Origin of the sequence: Nocardia sp. NPDC050175, assembly GCF_044459885.1 — a bacterium.
Taxonomy (GTDB): Bacteria; Actinomycetota; Actinomycetes; order Mycobacteriales; family Mycobacteriaceae; genus Nocardia.
Genome location: NZ_JBITJI010000010.1, coordinates 126489 through 145332, shown reverse-complemented (window position 1 = coordinate 145332; position 18844 = coordinate 126489). Strand labels below are relative to the sequence as shown.

Sequence of the window (18844 nt, the reverse complement as noted above, 5' to 3'; positions counted from 1 at the left end):
CCCCCTGCGAACCTGCGCACCAGAGTATCGCAGTGGATTCAGGAGACCACTGGACCTTGCGGTGCCACGGGTCCCCTTCTGCGCGGACGCTTTTGAATGCCGATGAGCACGCGCTTGTGCAGATGCTCCTCGATCAGATGGACCAGTTGCTGGCCGTCGATGAGTTCCATCCGGCCGTGTTCGCGGGCCTTGCGCTCGCATCCGGTGGTGAACCACGAGGTGGTGATGAGGATGCCCCAGCCCGCCTTCTTCTCTTCCATCGCACCGGCGAGCTCGCGGACGTGGTTGACGCCGATGACGTTTCGATATTGCTTGGCCTGCACGATGGCCAGGCCGCCGATGAGCGGCGTGCGTTTGGCAATGACGGCGTCGACACCGTCGTCGTTGGATTGCTGGGTTGTCCAGCCCTCGGCGCCCTGCGCCTGAAATATCTGACGCACCAGATGCTCGAACTGGGTCGGTGTCATGTCCATCAGGTCGGGCCGGGAGTCGAGCGTGGCCGCCGCGTCGAACTCCTTGACGAATCGGTAACGGTTCCAGTCGAAGTCGAGTGTCGAGGCGATCGGCTCGACCTCGTATGGATGGCCCGAGATGAGGGTGTCGAAGCTGCGCAGGCACACCTGCGGTGCGACATTCATCAGGTTGGTGTCCGGTGGTAGCTGGGCACGTTCGACGGAGGTACTGACGATGGTCGGGTCGTCCATTTCTCCGGTGGCCGGATTGTGTTGGCGGACATAGCCGTCGAAATGGACCGAGTGCAGGGCGGGGTCGGCGCCGAGAAGATCGCGGACGCACAGGAGCGTCGTCTGGGCGATTACTTCGCGGTACAGCTCGTCGAGCTGAGCCTTGGTTCGCGGCACCGCCCGTTGCTCGTCTTTGTTTGCGATGTACTTGAATTCGCGATCGGACGGGATCACATCGTGCCCCGGCAGTTCGAATCGCACCGCGAGCAGTTCGCGGCGCGGATCGAAGGCGAATTCCGTTGCCCGCGGAAACGTGTCAGGAAGGGGAGTCCGGGCCAGTACCCGGCCGGCGAGCCATTCCACCTCCGGTGGGTTGCGGGCTTCGAGACCGGCGGCGCGGGCGTCTACGACCGCGTTCCGCTCAGCCGCCCGCTGTTCGATCCGGGCGATTTCGTCGGCATGTGCCGCGGTCAGTCGCGCGACCTGTTCCTGGCGATGCTGTTCTTGGCGCGCGTGCTCCATGATCGCCGCGTCGAAGCGCGCCCGCTCTTCCTCGACACGGGCCAGATACTTGTCTTCGCCGCCGAACATTCGTGACAGGCGACCAGGTTCGGATGGTGCGGTCCACTGTGGGGCAGGACACGGATGTGCATACTGCCCGAGATCTAGTGGTGGCAGCGCGGGCGTGGTGCGGTCGGCGTCCAGATCGATCCACGGCGAGTAGTGCACCCCCTCGACCAAGATGCTCGTGACCTGCTCGATCCACTGAGCCAGATTTCGATTGAGCGCTTCGACCCCCGCCTTGCGGGTCTGCGTGTATTCGAGCCGGAGCTGCTTCTCGTAGGCGGCCTGCGCCCGCTCGGCCTGTTTGCGGTCGCGTTCTATCGCACGTTCGCGGCGCAGCGCCTCCTGCGCGGCCAGCCGCCGCTGCCGTTGAATCTCGTGGAAGAAACCCTTCGAACCCACAGCCGCCCCCTCACGCCTGCCCCAAGTTCTTGATCGTGTTCGTCAACGGTAAATCGATTTCCGCGGCCGGTGCGCAGTCTTCGCACAAATGCTTGGGTCTTCGCATATCCAGCGGAAAGGTAGGGGACATGCGAGGACTCGGTGGGTCAGCTGCAGGCGGGGGAGGATTCGCCGCCGAGTAGGAGAGATTCACAGACCCAGCTGGTGTCGAGACGCCAGGTGTTGTCGCGGGCGGTGAAAGGGATCACCATGCGGCGTTTGCCGTCGGCGGCGGTGACTGTTGTGGTCGCGAGAAGAGTGGTGCCGTCCAGGTCGGTGAGTTTGTCCACCTGGAAGGTCATCGGGTATCCGGCGTAGACCTTCGCCAGTTTGGTGATCAGTTCGGGGTCTTTGTCGTCGGCTGCGATACGCAACGTTTTCTGTGTGGCGGGGAGCTGTGTGTCGAACGCCTGCTGGAGTTGGGTGGCGAGGCTCGCGGAGTCGGGGAGGGCCAGGGGTGGAGTCGGCGGTGTCGGCTGGTCGCCGGGGAGCGAGTCGGGGAACAGCTGCTCGACGATGGCTGCCCAGATGTCGGATGCGCTGATCCGCAGGAGCGTTGGTGGGATGGTGTATTGGTTGACCGCTACCGCGATAGTTGCCCGATGGTCCGGCAGGTATGCGACGTGGGTGGTGTAGCCGAGCACGCCGCCGGTGTGGCCGAGCCACGGGCCGAACCGCTGTAGTCCGAGGCCGTAGTTGACGGGGCCACCGCCCGCGGTTCCGCTGGTGAATTGCTGTCTGGCCTGAAGCGTTTCAGGTTTCAGCAGGTCGCCGTTGGCGAGTAGGGGCGCGTATGCGGTGAGGTCGGAGATGGTCGACACCATCGAGCCCGCGGCGCCGAAGATCGCCGGGGTGTTGCGGGCGGTGACGTTCGTGGCGGTCTCGTCGAAGTAGCTGTAGCCCTCGCTGGCCGGCGTCGGCAGGGTGGCGTCGGCGGGGTAGGTGGTTTCGTGCAGGCCGTGGGCCTGTGCGAGTTCGTCGAGGACCTCGTGGACCGGCTTGCCGAGCACCTTCTCCAGCACCAGACCGAGCAGGAAGTATTCGGAGTTGGAGTATTCGGTACTGGTGCGTGGCGGTTTCGCCTTCTCTGGATGCGCGGCGAGCGCGCGCAGCCGGTCGCCGTCATGCCATTCGCCCGGAGTCTTCGCCACCACCTGAGCGGCGAAATCGGTGTCGCCCACCAGATCCCAGACGCCGCCGCGCATGCCGAGCAGATCCCGCAGGGTGATGATGTCGCCGTTGGGTACGTCGGGGACGTATTTGCCCAGCGTGTCGTCGAGGGAGAGTTTGCCTTCGTCGGCGGCCCGAAGGACTGCGGTGGCGGTGAATGTCTTGGTGACGCTGCCGATTCGGACGTGATCGTCGACCGTCATCGGGCGTCCGGTGGCGAGATCGGCGACGCCGTACGCCTTCGTGTAGATGCCGCGATCGGGGGCGTTCACTGAGACCAGCGCACCGGGGATCAGGCCGGCGTCGATGTTCTTGCGAACGATTTCATCGATCTTGCTCTGCGCATCTGCCGGAAGCATGACGATGGCGCAGCTGTCACGGGGCCCGCACTCTTTATCGGTCGTACAGCCGACCAGCACGGTGGTGACCACCGCCACGGCGAGCGCACCGGCACCGGCGCGCGTGAGCCGAGCGAAGATATTACGGCCGAGCATATTTCGATCCCCCCGGTGTTCTGTGGATCTGCACATCTGTATATCGGCCGAACTACCGGGCGCGTTTACGACGATCGGTGGGTCCACCAACCCACGTACCGGGCGCACTCGAGAGCACGCCCGGTATACGAACCGTGGTCAGTTGCCGAAGCGGGCCAGGACGGATGACGCTTCCTGGGATGCCGCGCCACCCTCGGCGAGATGCGCCATGGCGGGCGCGATCTCGCGACCGTGGTGGGTCATGGCCTGGCTGTAGAGGCGACCCGCGCGGTAGGACGAGCGGACCAGCGGTCCGGCCATCACGCCCGCGAAGCCGATTTCCTCGGCCATCTTCGAGTGGTCGACGAATTCCTGCGGCTTCACCCAGCGGTCCACCGGGTGGTGGCGGGGGGAGGGGCGCAGGTACTGGGTGATGGTGAGGATGTCGCAGCCTGCCTCGTGCAGGTCGCGCATCGCCTGGGTGACCTCTTCGGGGGTCTCGCCCATGCCGAGGATCAGGTTGGACTTGGTGACCAGACCCGCCTCACGCGCGGCGGTGAGCACCGAGAGGGAACGCTCATAGCGGAACGCGGGGCGGATGCGCTTGAAGATGCGCGGCACCGTTTCCAGGTTGTGCGCCAACACCTCCGGGCGCGAGGAGAACACCTCGGCCAGCTGGTCGGGCACGGCGTTGAAGTCGGGGATGAGCAGCTCGACGCCGGTGCTCGGGTTGAGTTGCTTGATGGCGCGCACGGTTTCGGCGTAGAGCCAGGCACCGCCGTCTTCCAGGTCGTCGCGGGCGACGCCGGTGATGGTCGAGTAGCGCAGACCCATCGCCTGCACGCTCTCGGCGACCCGGCGCGGCTCGTCCCGATCGAGTGCGGCCGGTTTGCCGGTGTCGATCTGGCAGAAGTCGCAGCGGCGGGTGCACTGCTCGCCGCCGATCAGGAAGGTGGCCTCACGGTCTTCCCAGCATTCGAAGATGTTGGGACAGCCCGCCTCCTCGCACACCGTGTGCAAGCCCTCGCGTTTGACCAGGCCCTTGAGCTCGGAATACTCCGGGCCCATCTTGGCCTTGGTACGAATCCATTGAGGTTTGCGCTCGATCGGGGTCTCCGCGTTGCGCGCCTCGATGCGTAGCAGTTTGCGTCCTGCCGGTGCTGAAGCTGAGGTCACTAGATCGACATTACGCCTACCCGATCAGGCGTTCGCGGCCCCTCCTGCTGGTGTGACGCGCGCAATATCGTGAGCGGTTACCGGCAGTTCGCCGTTGAGCGCCCTGGCGATGGCATCGGCGACGAGCGGCTTGGCCTCGGCGACCGTGAACTCGCGGCCCAACTCGCGCGACAGCGTGGTGACGCCGGCATCGCGTATGCCGCAGGGGATGATCGCCTGGAAGCCGTCCATGGCGGAGTTGCAGTTGAGCGAGATGCCGTGCAGGGCAACGCCGCGCTGCACGCGCACGCCGATCGCGGCGATCTTGCGCTCGGCGAACACGTCGGTCGCGGGCAGCCAGACACCGGAGCGGCCCTCGATCCGGCCGCAGTTCAGGCCGAGGTCGGTGCAGACGGTGATGAGGGCTTCCTCGAGGCGCCGCACGTAATGCACGACGTCGACCGGCTCGGCGAGCCGTACGATCGGGTAGCCGACCAGCTGGCCCGGGCCGTGCCAGGTGATCTTGCCGCCGCGGTCCACCTCGACCACCGGGCTGCCGTCGATCGGCAGATCCTCGGCCTCGGTCCGGCGGCCCGCGGTGTAGACCGCAGGGTGCTCGAGCAGCAGCAGGCGATCGGATCCGATGCCGTCGGCCCGCTCCGCGGCGATGGTTCGCTGCAGTTCCCAGGCGTTGTGGTAGTCGATGAGTCCGAGATCCTCGACCACGATCGGGGTCGTATCGAATCGGGCGGACGCCGTGGTGCGCGTGTCGTTCACGTGCTCGACGGTACGCCGGACGGGCACTTCTATTCCAGCTGCGCTCTGTGGGGAGTGCCACAGGTTAGCGGGACTGCCGTCGACCGGGTCGGTGGGCGTCAACCGTCGATCGTGCCTCTCGTCGTCAGGCGCACGCCGATTGCACGCTGCGAGAGCCTGATAGCCGTGCATCTCTCGATTTCCCCGGGCACGGAATCGCTGCCCGCTGTGTGTGGGACATCGAGGGCCCGCCCGTCAGCGATCCACATTCAGTGGCACATAGGTGTCGGCAAGCGTCGAGAAGGCCCGCGCCACGGTGCCGCTGAATGTGGATTCGGCCGGGTACTAGTGGGCGTGGACGGGCAACGTCAGCTGCATGAGGGTCAGGTTCATCCAGCGGCCGAACTTGTGGCCGACTTCGGGGAACTCGCCGATGATGCGGAAGCCGAAGCGTTCATGCAATTGGATCGAGCCGGTGTTGCCGGATTCGATGCCCGCGATGACCGCGTGCACGTGACCCGACTGTCGTGCCCGTTCGAGCAGCTCGGTGAGCAGGGCGGTCGCGATGCCGCGGCGCTGGAACCGCTCGTCGACGTACACCGAATTCTCCACGGTGAAGCGGTAACCCGCCTTGGGCCGCCACGGACCGTAGCTGGCGTATCCGGCGACCACGCCGTCGATCTCGGCGACGAGGATCGGCAAGTTCGCCGCGGTGCGCGTCTCGAACCAGGCGAGGCGTTCGTCGAGGCCGACCTGCTCGAGATCCCAGATCGCGGTCGAGGTGGCGATATTCGCGTTGTGGATGTCCAGGATCGCGGACAGGTCGTCGCGGTGCGCGTCCCGGATGAGGGTGGGGCGGGTGTCGAGCTGGTCGGTCATCGATCGTCTCCGGGTTGTCCCACCATCGCGGCCAGTGCGGCGCCGATGGTCGGGTGCTGGAACTCGTAGCCCGCCTCCTCGAGGGCCGTGGGTATTGCGCGCGGTCCGTGCAGGATCGCCTCCTGCGCGAACTCGCCGATGAGTGCCCGCAACGCGAACGCGGGAACCACCAGCGGGGTGGGCCGGTGCACGGAACGTCCGAGCGCACGGCTGAATTCGGCGTTGGTGACCGGCGCCGGGCCGACGACGTTGAGCGGCCCGGCGAGAGTGTCGGTGCCGAGGGTGAAGACGATCGCGCCGATCTCGTCGGCCAGCGAGATCCACGGCGTGTACTGCCGTCCGCTGCCGAGGCGTCCGCCGAGGCCGAGCGAATACAGCGGGTGCAGCATGCTGAGCAGGCCGCCGTGCCGGGACAGTACGACGGCGCTGCGCAACAGGACGGTTCGCACGCCCGCGTCGGCGGCCGGTCGGGTCGCGGCCTCCCAGTCGCGACAGAGCGTGCCGAGGAAACCCGAACCGGCGGGCGAGGTTTCGTCGACTACCCGGTCGCCGGTGTCGCCACCGTAGAAGTGCACGCCGCTGGCATTCAGCAGCGTCGGCACGCTCGCCTTGACGACCGCCGCGGCCAGCACGTCGGTCGGCGTGATCCGGCTGTCGCGCAGTTCCTGCTTGAAACTGCCGTTCCAGCGGCGGCGCCCGATGCTCGCGCCGCACAGGTTGACCACCGCGTCCGCACCGCGCAACGCCCGCTCGTCCAGTTCGGCCCGGACCGGATCCCAGGTGAACTCGTCCGGCCCCGCCGCCCGCCTGCGAACCAGGCGGGCGACCTCGTGCCCGTCGCGGCGCAGAGCCGCGACGAGCGCTGTCCCGATCAACCCGGACGAACCGGCGATCACGACCTTCATGCGAGCACGACGGTTAGAGCCCGAGGTCGGCCTCGAACGCGGCCTCCTCGAGCCGGTGCCGGATCGTGGTGAGGAAGCGACCCGCGTCCGCGCCGTCGATCAGGCGGTGGTCGTAGGTGAGCGGGAGGTAGCACATCGAACGCACGCCGATGGACTCGCTGCCGGTGTCGTCCTTGACCACCACCGGGCGCTTGACGATCGCACCCGTGCCGAGCATGCCCGCCTGCGGCGGCAGCAGGATCGGGGTGTCGAACAGGGCGCCCTGGCTGCCGATGTTGGTGATGGTGAACGTGCCACCGGCCAACTCGTCCGGCTTGAGGCCACCGTTGCGCGCGCGGTTGGCGATGTCGGCGATGGCGCGAGCCAGGCCGGCCAGCGACAGGTCGCTCGCGTTGTGGATCACCGGGGAGAGCAGGCCCTGCTCGGTGTCCACGGCGATGCCGAGGTGCACCGCGGCGTGGTAGGTGAGTTCCTTGGTCGAATCGTCGTAGCTGGCGTTGACGTTCGGGTGCACGCCGAGCGCCTCGACGACGGCCTTGGCGAAGAACGGCAGGAACGTCAGGTTGACACCCTCGCGCTCCTTGAACGCCGCCTTGGCCTGGGTGCGCAGCGCCGCGATCTTGGTGACGTCGGCCTCGTGCACCTGGGTGAGCTGTGCGGTGGTGCGCAGCGATTCCAGGGTCTTGGTCGCGGTGATCTGGCGGATGCGGCTGGCCTTCTGCACGGTGCCGCGCAGGTGGGCCAGCTGCGGGCTCGCGGCCGCGGGGGCGGCCTTGGCCTTGGCCGCGGGTGCGGCGGCCGGTGCGGCGGCGGCCGGAGCCGGTGCCTTCTTGGCTTCCGCGGCGGCGAGCACGTCCTGCTTGCGGATGCGTCCGCCGACACCGGAACCGGTGAGCGCGGACAGGTCGACGCCGTTCTCGTCGGCCAGCTTGCGGACAAGCGGGGTGACGTACGGGGTCGCGCCGTTGCCGCTGGAATCCGACTCGGGAGCCTTGGCGGCCGGGGCCGGTGCGGCAGGAGCCTTCGGTGCCGGTGCCGGTGCCGGTGCCGGTGCGGGCGCGGCGGCCTGCTGCGGTTCGGGCTTGGGTTCCGGCTTCGGCTCGGGCTTGGGTGCGGGGGCGGGCGCCGGCGCCTTGGGGGCCGGTGCCGCGGCCGCGGGAGAACCGCTGCCGATCACGCCGAGCTGTCCACCCACAGCGACGACATCGTCTTCCTGCGCGGTGATCTCGAGCAGCTTGCCCGCCACCGGCGAAGGGATTTCGGTGTCGACCTTGTCGGTGGAGACCTCGAGCAACGGCTCGTCAACGGCTACGTCGTCGCCGACGGCCTTGAGCCACCGGGTGACGGTGCCCTCGGTGACCGACTCGCCCAGTTCGGGCATCTTGACCGAGGTGCCCTCGCCCGACGACTCGGGCGCGGCTTCGGCGGCGGGTGCTTCTTCCTGAGCGGCAGGCTCGGGCTCGGCGGCCGGGGCTTCCTCGGCGGGAGCTTCCTGCGCGGGCGCGGCAGCGGCTTCGGGGGCGGGAGCCGAGCTCGGCTCGGGCGCCTCGCCGGCATCGCTGATCACGCCGAGCTCACCACCGACCTCGACCACATCATCTTCTTGGGCGACGATCTTCGACAGCACGCCCGCCTGCGGGGACGGGATCTCCGTGTCGACCTTGTCGGTGGAGACCTCGAGCAGCGGCTCGTCGACCTCGACCGTGTCTCCTTCCTGCTTCAGCCACCGGGTGACCGTTCCCTCGGTGACGCTCTCACCAAGAGCTGGCATCTGGACGGAGAAGGCCATGTCCTCTGACTCCTCTGACTGCTCGACGGGTTTCTACAACAGTTGATCTCTCGGCGGACCCCCGTCGCGGGTTGCGGCGCGAGTCCGAAAGCCACCGATCATTGTGCGTGGCACCGGAGATCTGTGTGGTTCTTGTACCGCGATCCATCCTTGCACTCGACCGCACGGCGCGTAGCACAAGGGCAGTGAACTTCCCGGAGCTGGCAAGATAGAGGGACCGGTGCGCACGATGCATCGGGGTTGGAAAGGAGGTGCGCGTCGTTGGGTTTGCTGGATCGTTTCCGAGGCGGCGCGACCCGGGGTGGTAGCGCGGTACGTGCGGGTTCCGGGGGTAGCGAGGATGCCCGTTATCTGGCCGAGTGGGTGCGCACCCACGTCGGCGTCGAAGGTTATTTGGAGCCGAAAACAACGGTGACCGATGTCACTGTCGTGTTGATCGCCGCAGACGGTGAATGGACGCGCCGGATCGTCGGCGAGCGCGGGGCGCAGCGGCTTGCCAAGGATTTGCGGATCCCCGTTTATGACGTCGCCAAGACCGGATATCCACAGCGGATGCGGGACTACGACGCTCGCAAACGCATCGAACGTCAGCGCGCGTTCGAGGCCGATCTCCGCGATTTATAGCCCCTGGCTACCGTCGAGCGACCCCGGTTTTGTGTCGCAGATGTCCTGATTTGACGTGCGCGAAAACGCACGCGTGCGCCGTCCGAAATCGCTTCGGACGGCGCACGCGAGTGTCACTCCGCGGCGATGTCCTCGATGACGGCGATCAGGGTGCGGACCGGGACGCCGGTGCCGCCCTTGCCGATGTAGCCGAACGGGCCGCCGGTGTTGTAGGCCGGGCCCGCGACGTCGAGGTGGGCCCACTGCACGCCCTCGGGGACGAACTCCTTCAGGAACAGTCCGGCCGAGAGCATGCCGCCCCAGCGGTGCGGGGCGACGTTGGCCAGGTCGGCGATCTTCGAGTTCAGATCGGCGCGCAGTTCGGTGGGCAGCGGCATGGCCCAGCCGTTCTCGCCGATCTCGCGAGAGATGGCGGCGACCCGGTCGCGGAACGCCTCGGTGCCCATCACGCCGGGCGTGCGGGTGCCGAGCGCGACCATCTGCGCGCCGGTGAGGGTGGCCACGTCGATCAGGTAGTCGGGCTCGTCCTCGCCGGCCCGCACGATCGCGTCGGCCAGGATGAGGCGGCCCTCGGCGTCGGTGTTGATCACCTCGACGGTGGTGCCGCCGTACTGGGTGAGCACGTCACCGGGGCGCTGCGCGGTGGACGACGGCATGTTCTCCGCCATCGGCACGGTCGCGGTGACCGTGACCGGCAGGCTCAGCCGCGCGGCGAGCAGCACGGTGGCCACGACCGCGGCGGCACCGGCCATGTCCGAGGTCATGTTCTCCATGTTCTGCGCGGGCTTGATGGAGATGCCGCCGGTGTCGAAGGTGATGCCCTTGCCGACCAGCGCGACCTTCTTCGGGCCGCCCGCATAGCTGATCCGGACCAGCCGCGGCGGCCGCGACGAACCCTTGCCTACGCCGAGCACACCGCCGTAACCGCCTGCGTCCAGGGCATTTTCGTCGAGTACCTCGACCTCGAGCCCGGCGGCCTCCGCCAATTCCTGCGCGCGGGAGGCGAATTCGGCGGGGTAGAGGTGGCTGGGCGGAGTGTTGGTGAAATCCCTTGCCGTGGCGACGGCTTCGGCGATCAGCTGGGCACGGAACAGTTCCTCCTCGCCGAATTCCGGCTCGGGCACCAGCAATTCGACCCTCGCCACCGGGCGCTCGTCCGGCTTCGGCGCGGACTTGTCCGACTTGAAGGGCGTAAAGGTGTACGCGCCCAAGTAGAAACCTTCGGCGGCGGCACCGAGGTCGACGCCGGACAGCGTGGTCACCACGAGCTCGGTACCGGACAGCGCGCGGGCCGCGACACCGGCCGAGCGACGGACCTGCTCGGCGTCGATCTTCTCGGCGGCGCCGAGGCCGACGGCGAGCACGCTGGTCACGCCGTCCAGGCCGGCCGGGGCGGGCACCCTGGTCAGTTCCTCGGACTTGCCCTTCGCGCCGACCGCGCCGAGCTGATCGAGCAGTTCCGCACGGACCTCCGCGGTGAGCACGTCGCCGAACAGGTCCTCGGGCACGATGGCCGGGCCGTTCTCGGATGACGTCAATCCGAGGACGAGCACATCGGTGTCCGTGCTGATGGTCTGCGTGCGGGCGAGTTCCGGTCCTAGTGGACGATCTGCAACAGCGGTCATGGGCTCAGGCTACTGGGCAGTCCGATCGCGATTCCGTCGAGGAGCAGTGCGAGTCCGGCGTCGAGGATTCGGTCCAAGTCCAGGTCGGGGCCCGGCGGGCCGTCCGAGAACAGCCGATGCAGGACGGGGCGCAGGGCCGGGTCGAGCAGCTCGGGGAGGTCGGCGGGCAGCTCCGGGACGCCGGTGCCGCGCAGGCGGTCGGCGCGTTCGGAATTCGTCAGCAGTGCCAGGCCCTGCACCAAACCGGAGAACGACAGATAGATCGCGAGCATCGACTCGCGGGTCAGGCCGCGGTGGTCGAGCGCGGCGAAGGAACGTTCGAGGATGTCGGCGAGCGCGGGGCCGAGCGGCGGGCGGGTGCGCGCGAGGATCGGCAGCATCCACGGGTGACGCTGGTACAGCTGCCACTCCTCGTGTGCCTCGTAGCTGAGCTTGGCCCGCCAGTCGGTGAGTTCGGTTGCGGGCGGGCGGATTTCGGCGAGCACGAGTTCGGCCATGCCTTCCAGCAGCGCCTCGCGATCGGGGAAGTGGCGGTACAGGCCCGCGGTCGCCGCGCCGAGTTCGCTGGCCAGTCGGCGCATGGAAAGGCCGTCGAGTCCGTCGCGATCGGCCAGGTCGACGGCGGCGCGCAGGATGCCGATCGTGGTCAGCCTGGCCGGACGCGCGGTGCGTGGCGCCGGGGTCACTTCGTCGCGGCGGGCTCGATAGGCGCGGGCCTGGCAGGCGCGTGAGCAGTACCGGCGTTTGCGGCCGCGCGACGGTTGGGCGAGCGCGCCGCCGCAGATTCCGCAGGCCATGTCGTCTCCATTTCGACACACGAACAGGTGTGACGAAATGGTAGCTGTACTGCCTTGACCTGCCTACCTTGGCAATCACACACAGCGTTCACAACGAGAGGGTCAGCGATGGAGATCACGGTTCGACAGGCGGGCAAGCAAGATCGCGACGCGGTGATCGAGGCGTTCAGCCTCGCCTGCCCCGACGAGGCGGTGACGGCCTGGGTGCTCGAGGGACATCCCTTCGAACAGTTCGGTCCGCTCTACGTCCCCGAAATGATCGACCGCGCGCTGCGTGACGACGAGATCTGGCTCGCAGGCGCGGACTCGGACATCTGGGCGGTGTCGATCTGGCAGCACGTGGACTCGGTAGACCGTTTCGCGAGCGACCTGCACGCGGCACGTGCTGCAGCCGACGGTGCGCCCGACGTACGCCCGCTACAGCGGATGACCGTGGTCACCGACCTACTCGCACACACACATCCCCACGAACTCCCACATCGGTATCTGCAGGTGATCGTCACAGTGCCGGAGCATCGCGGCAAGGGAGCAGGCGCCGCGATCCTCGCAAACCAGACGAAGGCGGCCTCCTCCGCAGGCGTCCCGGCCTACCTAGAAGCAAGCACCGACCGCTCCGCCCGCCTGTACACCCGCATGGGTTTCGCCCAAACCGGCACAACCCACGACCTGCCCGAAGGTGGACCGACGTTGCGTCCGATGTGGTTCCGCGGCTAACCGGATCGTGAGTCGCGTTGAACGGGTCATGGTGGCGGAAAATGCGCTCCACCATGACCCGTTCGGCGAGGGGCTGCGAGGGGTCCGGCTGGGGTTGGACTCGATGGGGCGGCGGTGATTCTCGGGACGGTTGGATTCGATGCTGGCGGGGGTGCGGGGAGGGGGATCGTCTGGAGGGTCAGACGGTGGGCGGGAGGGAGTGGGCCCGGAGTTGGGGGTCGGCGGATAAGCTCGCCGGGTGACCGACTCGAACCTGCTGCAAGGCCCTATCCATGGTGTACACGTCGAGCTGGGGGCGACTTTCGCACCGTTCGGCGGGTGGGAGATGCCCGTCTCGTACGAGGGGACGGTGGCCGAACATCAGTCGGTCCGCACCACGGTCGGCCTGTTCGATGTGAGCCATCTCGGCAAGGCGACGGTGCGTGGTGCGGGCGCGGCGGCGTTCGTGAATTCGGCGCTCACCAACGACCTCGGCCGGATCCGGCCGGGCAAGGCGCAGTACACGCTGTGCTGCGCGCCCGACGGTGGTGTGATCGACGACCTGATCGCCTACTACGTGAGCGACGACGAAATCTTCCTGGTGCCCAATGCCGCCAACACCGCGTCGGTGGTCGCGGAGCTGCAGAAGGTGGCGCCCGAGGGCATCACGGTGACCGACGAGCACCGCGAGTACGGCGTCTTCGCCGTGCAGGGCCCCCGCTCGACCGAGGTGCTCGCCGCGCTCGGCCTGCCGACCGAGATGGAATACATGGCCTACGCCGACGCCGAATGGGACGGCCGCCCGGTGCGCGTCTGCCGCACCGGCTACACCGGTGAGCACGGCTACGAACTGCTGCCTCGGTGGGCCGACGCCGAGCCGCTGTTCCGCGCCCTCGTCGCGCAGGTGCGTGCCGCCGACGGTCAGGCCGCCGGCCTCGGCGCCCGCGACACCCTGCGCACTGAGATGGGCTACCCACTGCACGGCCACGAACTGTCCCTGGAGATCTCGCCGGTCCAGGCCCGCACGGGTTGGGCCGTCGGCTGGAAGAAGCCGGAGTTCTGGGGCAAAGCCGCACTGGAGCAGGAGAAGTCGGCCGGCCCGCGCCGAACCCTGTTGGGCCTCAAGGCACTCGACCGCGGCGTGCTGCGCCAAGGACAGAACGTCCTGCGTGACGGCGAGCCGATCGGCGAAACCACCTCCGGCACCTTCTCGCCCACCCTCAAGATCGGCATCGCCCTCGCCCTCCTCGACACCGAAGCGGGCATCGAGCCCGGCACCGAGGTCGAGGTGGACGTCCGAGGCCGCCGCCTCCGCTGCGAGGTAATCCGCCCGCCGTTCGTGGAGACGAACACGAAGTAGACCACCGTCGCCCGCGCGAGCGGATTCATCGCGCGGCGTGCGTCATCGGCACGGACAGAGGCCCTCTGCGACCACCGCGCTAGTGGTATCGCAGGGGTCTTCCGCCGTGCGAACCGCGCTGGCGGTGCAGCAGCCCTGTCCGCGCGCGCATTGTTGCGCGAGACATGCCGTGTCGCGCGGCAAGTCGGCGCGCGGGATCGCAGAACGTGCGCGGCGAGCGCGATTGGTGGCCCTCACGCGAGAACGCATCGCGCGGTGTGGGCTTAGTTGGCAATGATCAGGCCCTGTACGAGAACCGTGTTTGCAGAGGGCCTCCGCTGGGCGAACCCAGCAGAGCCTCGGTCCGCGCGCACGTTCTTGTGGAAGGCACGGTGTGTCGTGCGGCGAGTCAGTGCGCCGGATCGCGGAACGTGCGCGGCGAGCCACATCAGTGGTCCTCTCGCGCGACACGGCGTGTCGCGCGGCAAGTCGCGGCGTGGCGCGGTTGCGAGTGGGCAGGGTGCGTATCGGTCGGCGCGATTTCCTGGGGCGAATTGGGGCGCGGGGTGCATATTGGTGCGCGAGTGGTTGGGGTGGCGGGAAGTTTTGCGGTGTGGGGGGCGATCGGCCGCGAAGCTGGAAAGTGGCTTGGTTAGGATCGACCGCATGACCGTTGCTGCACAGTTTGCCCGTGTCCCGCATCCCGCGCCCGCCCCGGCGCAGCGGGTACAAGAGGTACTGGCGGCGCCCGGGTTCGGGCGGTTCTTCACCGATCACATGGTTTCGATCGACTACACCGACGGCGAGTGGACCAACGCGCGCGTCGAACCGTACGGCCCGCTGGCCCTCGACCCCGCGACCATGGTCTTCCACTACGGGCAGGCCATCTTCGAGGGACTGAAGGCGTACCGGCACAGCGACGGCAGCGTCGCGTGTTTCCGCATCGACGCGAACGCCGCCCGGTTCCGCAGGTCCGCCCGCCGGATGGCGATGGCCGAACTGCCGGAGGAACTGTTCATCGAATCCGTGCGTCAGCTGCTCGAGGTGGATCGCGACTGGGTGCCCGCCGCGGGCGGCGAGGACTCGCTGTACCTGCGCCCCTTCATGTTCGCCACCGAGGCCGGGCTCGGCGTGAAGCCCGCCGCCGGCTACAAGTACCTGCTGATGGCCTCCCCGGCCGGCGCCTACTTCCCGCGCGGCGTGAAGCCGGTGCGGGTGTGGTTGTCGACCGAGTACGTGCGCGCCGCACCCGGCGGCACCGGCGAGGCCAAGGTCGCGGGCAACTACGCCGCGTCGCTGCTCGCGCAGGCGGAGGCGACCGAAAAGGGCTGCGATCAGGTGGTCTGGCTGGACGCGTGCGAGCGCCGCTACGTCGAGGAGATGGGCACCAACAACCTGTTCTTCGTCTTCGGCTCCGGCTCCGAGGCACGCCTGGTCACCCCGGAACTGTCCGGTTCGCTGCTGCCCGGCATCACCCGCGACTCGCTGCTCACCCTCGCCGCCGACTCCGGATACCCGGTCGAGGAGCGCAAGGTGTCGGTCGAGGAATGGCGCAAGGGTGCCGAATCCGGTGAAATCACCGAGGTTTTCGCGTGCGGCACCGCCGCGGTGATCACCCCCGTCGGCTGGGTCCGCTCCGCCGAGGGCGAGTTCACCATCGGCGGCGGCGAGCCCGGCGAGGTCACCATGGCACTGCGCGACACCCTCACCGGCATCCAGCGCGGCACCTTCGCCGACATCCACGGGTGGATGCGCGGCATGTGATCAATCGAGTGGCACACCCGCCATGGTGTGCCACTCGAGCTCAGCTGGGCATGAAAACGTGCCACTCGTCGAGGGTTTTGGGGCGCAGCACGTAGTTTTTGTCCCGGACAGTGGAGAGCGGGGCGTAAGGCTCCTCCGAATACCAGTGGCCGGGGTAGACGACCGGGTCGCCGGACAATTCGGCTAAATAGCGCAGGCTGCGGAACATTTCGTCGGAGTTGCCGCCGGGGAAGTCGGTGCGGCCACAGCCGTCGACGAACAGGGTGTCGCCTGCGATGAGGCGGTCGTCGAACAGGAAGCATTGGCTGCCGGGCGTGTGCCCCGGGGTGTGCAGCAATTCGATGTCGAAGGCGCCGACGCTGACCTTGTCACCGTGTTCGTGGCCGGTGAGTTCGCTCGGCGCGATGCCGGTGACGTTGGCCACCCAGGAGAGCTCCTGCGCGTTGATATGCACTGGGACGCTTGTCTTTTCGAGCAATTCCCGCACCCCGCCCAGAGTGAACCCGAGCATGGTTCCGCCCACATGGTCCGGATGGTGATGGGTCGCGAGCACCCCGGTCAGCCGTAGCCCGTCGCCCTCGGCGATATCGACCAGATCGCCCGCCGCGTACGCCGGATCGACCACCAAGCACTCGCCGGTTTCCTGATCGCCGATCAGATACGCGAAATTCCGCATCTGCGTCGCAATCGGATCGCCGACGGCGTAATCCCTCCCCGACAACAGCTGGCGAAAATACAGGCGCTCAGAAGACATACCGCACACCTTATTGCCCGACCCAGACGATCCGCGCGCCGCCGCCGCAAATAGTTTGCTGCGCCGAAGTCCGTACCCCTCGTGAACCTGGACATCTGTCCACTCGGGGCTGACCAAGCTCAACGGCAGGCCGATTGTGGCGTCCCGCTGACAAGTTCCGCTCAGAGGCAGAAGGACAGGGTGGCGGCGGTGAGGGAGACAGTGAGTTCGATGGTGGCGCCGAGGGTGTCGCCGGAGAGGCCGTCGAATCGGCGGACGCAGTGGCGGACGAGGACGGCCGATGCGGCCAGGGCGAGGAGGATGGCGAGGGGGCCTTGCCAGCGGTCGGGGGTGGCGAAGAGGGCGGCGGCGAGGGCGGCGATGGACCAGGCAGCGGCGGTGAGTGGGGGCTGGGTGCCTGCGACGAGGGCGCCGAAGTTGGCGTCGGGCGCGGCGTTGATTCCGGTGCGGCAGGCGAGAACTACCGCGACGCGGCCGACGGTGATCGCGAGGGCGACAGCGAACCAGCGGTCCGCCTCGGCCAGTGCCGCGAACGAAAACGCTTGGACGCCAATGGCGAACACGATGGCGGCGACACCGAAGGGGCCCGCGCCACCGCTCTTCATGATCTCCCTGGCGCGCTCGGGCGGACCGTAACTGCCGAGCCCGTCCATCGTGTCGGCGAGCCCGTCCAGATGCATACCCCGCGTGATCAACGCGAGTGCCCCGACCACCAGCAGCCCGGCCAGCACCGAACTCGCTCCCGCCAAGACCAGCACCCACAGCATCCCGGCCGCCCCCGCACCGAGCAGCCCACCGACCAACGGCGCCAACGCAATTGCCCGCCCGGCCGCCGCCCGATCAACACTCTCCGGCCCACGCACCGGGAGGACGGTGAGCCAGGACACCGCGAGCCGCAGCCCGTTCATCCCTGCGGGCCCGAGTTGTACTGCTCCACAACGCCGTATCGCACGGCGTTCGGAACACGTTGTACCGCAGCCGAATAGCCCCGCAGAGTCGCATCCGCCACCGGTGGTGCTGTTATGCGCGAGCCAACTATCGAAGCGGCGAACGATCCACTCGTCCTGGTCGATCGAGATGGCCGGGCCCCTCCCGGCGCGTCGAATGTGGCTGTGCCGCACGGCGAAGTCGTCAGCGGTCCGATCGGCGGCAGCGAAGTGTCGCGCTGGTTCGATGGCAGCCAGTTCGAGTTCGATGGCAGCCAAGCCGACGTGGAAAGACGCTGTATCGCAAGGGAACCGCCATGGCCGTCGCCGATGGGCGCGCCGACCCGGGGGGCGCGCGTTTCGACCAGCGACGGCCGGTCGCTCATTTCCGCAAGTCCGGCGTGGCCGGGGGAGTGTCCGGGTTGTCCGCCGGGACAGTGAGTTCCGTGTTTTCGGCGGTGTCGGTGTCGGCGGTGCTGACGCCCGCTTCGGCGAAGGTGGACATCTCCGCGAGGGTGGCGACCGCGGCGCGCAGGATCGGCAGGGCGGTGAGGGCGCCGGACGCTTCACCGAGGCGCATGTGCAGATCGAGCAGCGGTTCCAGGCGCAGGCGCTGCAGGGCCAGGTTGTGGGCGGGTTCGGTGGAGCGATGGCCCGCCAGCCACCAGGCGGAGGCACCCGCGGCCAGGTCCTCGGCGACCAGCGCGGCGGCCGTGACGACCACACCGTCGAGAATAACCGGCGTCCGGCGTGCGGCGGCCTGAGCGAGAAACGCTGCCATCGCCGCGAAGTCGGCGCCCGCCGCGACGCGCAACAGTTCGACCGGGTCCTTGACGATCGGACGAGCCCGGCGCATGGCGTCGCGGATCGCGGCGACCTTACGCGCCCAGCCCGCGTCGTCGACGCCGGTGCCGCGGCCAACGGCGGCAACGGGTTCGGTGTCGGTGAGCGTCGCGATGAGGGCCGTGGCGGGAGTGGTGTTGCCGATGCCCATATCGCCCGCGATGAGGATGTCGGCGCCCGCGTCGATCTCCTCGTCGGCGATCGCCTTACCCGCGGCGAGTGCCGCCTCGACCTCCTCGGCGGTGAGCGCGTCCTCGCGGTCGATCGACCCGCTGGAGCGGCGCACCTTGTGTTTGGCGATGAGCGAATCGGTCTCGCCGTCGACGGAAATATCCGCGACCCGAACGGTGGCACCCGCGACCACGGCGAGCGCGTTCACCGCCGCACCGCCACCGAGGAAGTTCGCCACCATCTGCGCGGTGACCTCACTCGGATACGCCGAAACCCCGTGTCGCGCAACGCCATGATCCCCGGCGAACACCACCACCCTGGCCCGCTCGAACTGCTTCGGCGGGCACACACCCTGACAGGCCGCCACCCAGTTGCCGAGCTCCTCCAACCGACCGAGCGCCCCACCGGGTTTGGTCAACTGCGCCTGCCGCTGCTCGGCCGCCGCCCGAACCTGTGCGTCAGGTGGCGTCACCGGTCCAAATCCGTGTGTCAC

Annotated in this window: 16 protein-coding genes; 4 read left to right on the top strand and 12 right to left on the bottom strand. The window is 68.2% G+C overall.

The features are described 5' to 3' along the window. Positions 1 to 38: 38 nt before the first annotated feature. The 7 genes from ACIBK2_RS30780 to sucB form a co-directional block, all read right to left on the bottom strand. Positions 39 to 1649 (bottom strand): restriction endonuclease, encoded by a 1611-nt coding sequence (locus tag ACIBK2_RS30780; RefSeq protein ID WP_396972181.1) that lies wholly within the window; start codon positions 1647 to 1649, stop codon positions 39 to 41. A gap of 146 nt (positions 1650 to 1795) precedes the next feature. Beyond that, positions 1796 to 3352 carry a serine hydrolase domain-containing protein gene (locus ACIBK2_RS30775; RefSeq protein ID WP_396972179.1) on the bottom strand — a complete coding sequence of 519 codons (1557 nt, stop codon included), beginning with the start codon at positions 3350 to 3352 and terminating at the stop codon, positions 1796 to 1798. Positions 3353 to 3490: 138 nt separating this feature from the next. Then, complete coding sequence (gene lipA, locus ACIBK2_RS30770) at positions 3491 to 4507, bottom strand: lipoyl synthase (RefSeq protein WP_396972177.1); 1017 nt, start codon at positions 4505 to 4507, stop codon at positions 3491 to 3493. A 24-nt stretch (positions 4508 to 4531) separates the two neighbouring features. Beyond that, entirely contained in the window at positions 4532 to 5263 is a 732-nt protein-coding gene (lipB, locus tag ACIBK2_RS30765) for a lipoyl(octanoyl) transferase LipB (RefSeq protein ID WP_396972175.1), read from the bottom strand. A 324-nt stretch (positions 5264 to 5587) separates the two neighbouring features. Next, a complete protein-coding gene (locus tag ACIBK2_RS30760; RefSeq protein WP_396972172.1) occupies positions 5588 to 6121 on the bottom strand; it encodes a GNAT family N-acetyltransferase in 534 nt (177 codons plus the stop codon). Beyond that, entirely contained in the window at positions 6118 to 7026 is a 909-nt protein-coding gene (locus tag ACIBK2_RS30755) for a TIGR01777 family oxidoreductase (RefSeq protein ID WP_396972170.1), read from the bottom strand. Before ACIBK2_RS30755 ends, ACIBK2_RS30760 begins: the two co-directional genes overlap by 4 nt. A 13-nt stretch (positions 7027 to 7039) precedes the next feature. After that, complete coding sequence (gene sucB, locus ACIBK2_RS30750) at positions 7040 to 8815, bottom strand: 2-oxoglutarate dehydrogenase, E2 component, dihydrolipoamide succinyltransferase (RefSeq protein WP_396972168.1); 1776 nt, start codon at positions 8813 to 8815, stop codon at positions 7040 to 7042. A 261-nt stretch (positions 8816 to 9076) separates the two neighbouring features. On the opposite strand from sucB, the gene ACIBK2_RS30745 reads away from it, so the two are divergent. Beyond that, positions 9077 to 9439, top strand: coding sequence for an oxidoreductase (locus tag ACIBK2_RS30745; protein WP_396972166.1), 363 nt, complete (start codon positions 9077 to 9079; stop codon positions 9437 to 9439). A gap of 113 nt (positions 9440 to 9552) precedes the next feature. Here ACIBK2_RS30745 and ACIBK2_RS30740 read toward each other — a convergent pair whose 3' ends face one another. Together ACIBK2_RS30740 and ACIBK2_RS30735 are read right to left on the bottom strand one after the other, a co-directional pair. Further along, positions 9553 to 11064 carry a leucyl aminopeptidase gene (locus ACIBK2_RS30740; protein ID WP_396972164.1) on the bottom strand — a complete coding sequence of 504 codons (1512 nt, stop codon included), beginning with the start codon at positions 11062 to 11064 and terminating at the stop codon, positions 9553 to 9555. Continuing rightward, complete coding sequence (locus ACIBK2_RS30735) at positions 11061 to 11861, bottom strand: TetR family transcriptional regulator (protein WP_396972162.1); 801 nt, start codon at positions 11859 to 11861, stop codon at positions 11061 to 11063. Before ACIBK2_RS30735 ends, ACIBK2_RS30740 begins: the two co-directional genes overlap by 4 nt. Before the next feature lie 108 nt (positions 11862 to 11969). Between ACIBK2_RS30735 and ACIBK2_RS30730 the strand changes: the two genes are divergently transcribed. From ACIBK2_RS30730 to ACIBK2_RS30720, 3 genes are all read left to right on the top strand, one after another. Then, positions 11970 to 12575, top strand: coding sequence for a GNAT family N-acetyltransferase (locus ACIBK2_RS30730; protein WP_396972160.1), 606 nt, complete (start codon positions 11970 to 11972; stop codon positions 12573 to 12575). A gap of 238 nt (positions 12576 to 12813) precedes the next feature. Beyond that, positions 12814 to 13914 (top strand): glycine cleavage system aminomethyltransferase GcvT, encoded by a 1101-nt coding sequence (gene gcvT, locus ACIBK2_RS30725; protein ID WP_379287009.1) that lies wholly within the window; start codon positions 12814 to 12816, stop codon positions 13912 to 13914. Positions 13915 to 14559: 645 nt separating this feature from the next. Continuing rightward, the gene (locus ACIBK2_RS30720; RefSeq protein ID WP_379287010.1) at positions 14560 to 15657 is read left to right on the top strand and encodes a branched-chain amino acid aminotransferase; all 1098 of its coding nucleotides are present in this window, start codon (positions 14560 to 14562) and stop codon (positions 15655 to 15657) included. Between the two features lie 40 nt (positions 15658 to 15697). Here ACIBK2_RS30720 and ACIBK2_RS30715 read toward each other — a convergent pair whose 3' ends face one another. From ACIBK2_RS30715 to cobT, 3 genes are all read right to left on the bottom strand, one after another. After that, a complete protein-coding gene (locus ACIBK2_RS30715; RefSeq protein ID WP_396972158.1) occupies positions 15698 to 16411 on the bottom strand; it encodes an MBL fold metallo-hydrolase in 714 nt (237 codons plus the stop codon). 161 nt (positions 16412 to 16572) lie between these two features. Further along, on the bottom strand, positions 16573 to 17319 hold the full coding sequence (locus tag ACIBK2_RS30710; RefSeq protein WP_396972156.1) for an adenosylcobinamide-GDP ribazoletransferase: 747 nt from the start codon (positions 17317 to 17319) through the stop codon (positions 16573 to 16575). Between the two features lie 400 nt (positions 17320 to 17719). Continuing rightward, positions 17720 to 18844, bottom strand: a complete 1125-nt coding sequence (cobT, locus tag ACIBK2_RS30705; RefSeq protein WP_396972154.1) for a nicotinate-nucleotide--dimethylbenzimidazole phosphoribosyltransferase — start codon at positions 18842 to 18844, stop codon at positions 17720 to 17722.

What these genes read in the sequence shown, in the direction of transcription:
- ACIBK2_RS30775 (WP_396972179.1), bottom strand. Translation starts at nt 3,352, where the DNA reads ATGCTCGGCCGTAATATCTTCGCTCGGCTCACGCGCGCCGGTGCCGGT.
- ACIBK2_RS30760 (WP_396972172.1), bottom strand. Translation starts at nt 6,121, where the DNA reads ATGACCGACCAGCTCGACACCCGCCCCACCCTCATCCGGGACGCGCAC.
- ACIBK2_RS30755 (WP_396972170.1), bottom strand. Translation starts at nt 7,026, where the DNA reads ATGAAGGTCGTGATCGCCGGTTCGTCCGGGTTGATCGGGACAGCGCTC.
- sucB (WP_396972168.1), bottom strand. Translation starts at nt 8,815, where the DNA reads ATGGCCTTCTCCGTCCAGATGCCAGCTCTTGGTGAGAGCGTCACCGAG.
- ACIBK2_RS30740 (WP_396972164.1), bottom strand. Translation starts at nt 11,064, where the DNA reads ATGACCGCTGTTGCAGATCGTCCACTAGGACCGGAACTCGCCCGCACG.
- ACIBK2_RS30735 (WP_396972162.1), bottom strand. Translation starts at nt 11,861, where the DNA reads ATGGCCTGCGGAATCTGCGGCGGCGCGCTCGCCCAACCGTCGCGCGGC.
- ACIBK2_RS30730 (WP_396972160.1), top strand. Translation starts at nt 11,970, where the DNA reads ATGGAGATCACGGTTCGACAGGCGGGCAAGCAAGATCGCGACGCGGTG.
- ACIBK2_RS30720 (WP_379287010.1), top strand. Translation starts at nt 14,560, where the DNA reads ATGACCGTTGCTGCACAGTTTGCCCGTGTCCCGCATCCCGCGCCCGCC.
- ACIBK2_RS30715 (WP_396972158.1), bottom strand. Translation starts at nt 16,411, where the DNA reads ATGTCTTCTGAGCGCCTGTATTTTCGCCAGCTGTTGTCGGGGAGGGAT.
- ACIBK2_RS30710 (WP_396972156.1), bottom strand. Translation starts at nt 17,319, where the DNA reads ATGAACGGGCTGCGGCTCGCGGTGTCCTGGCTCACCGTCCTCCCGGTG.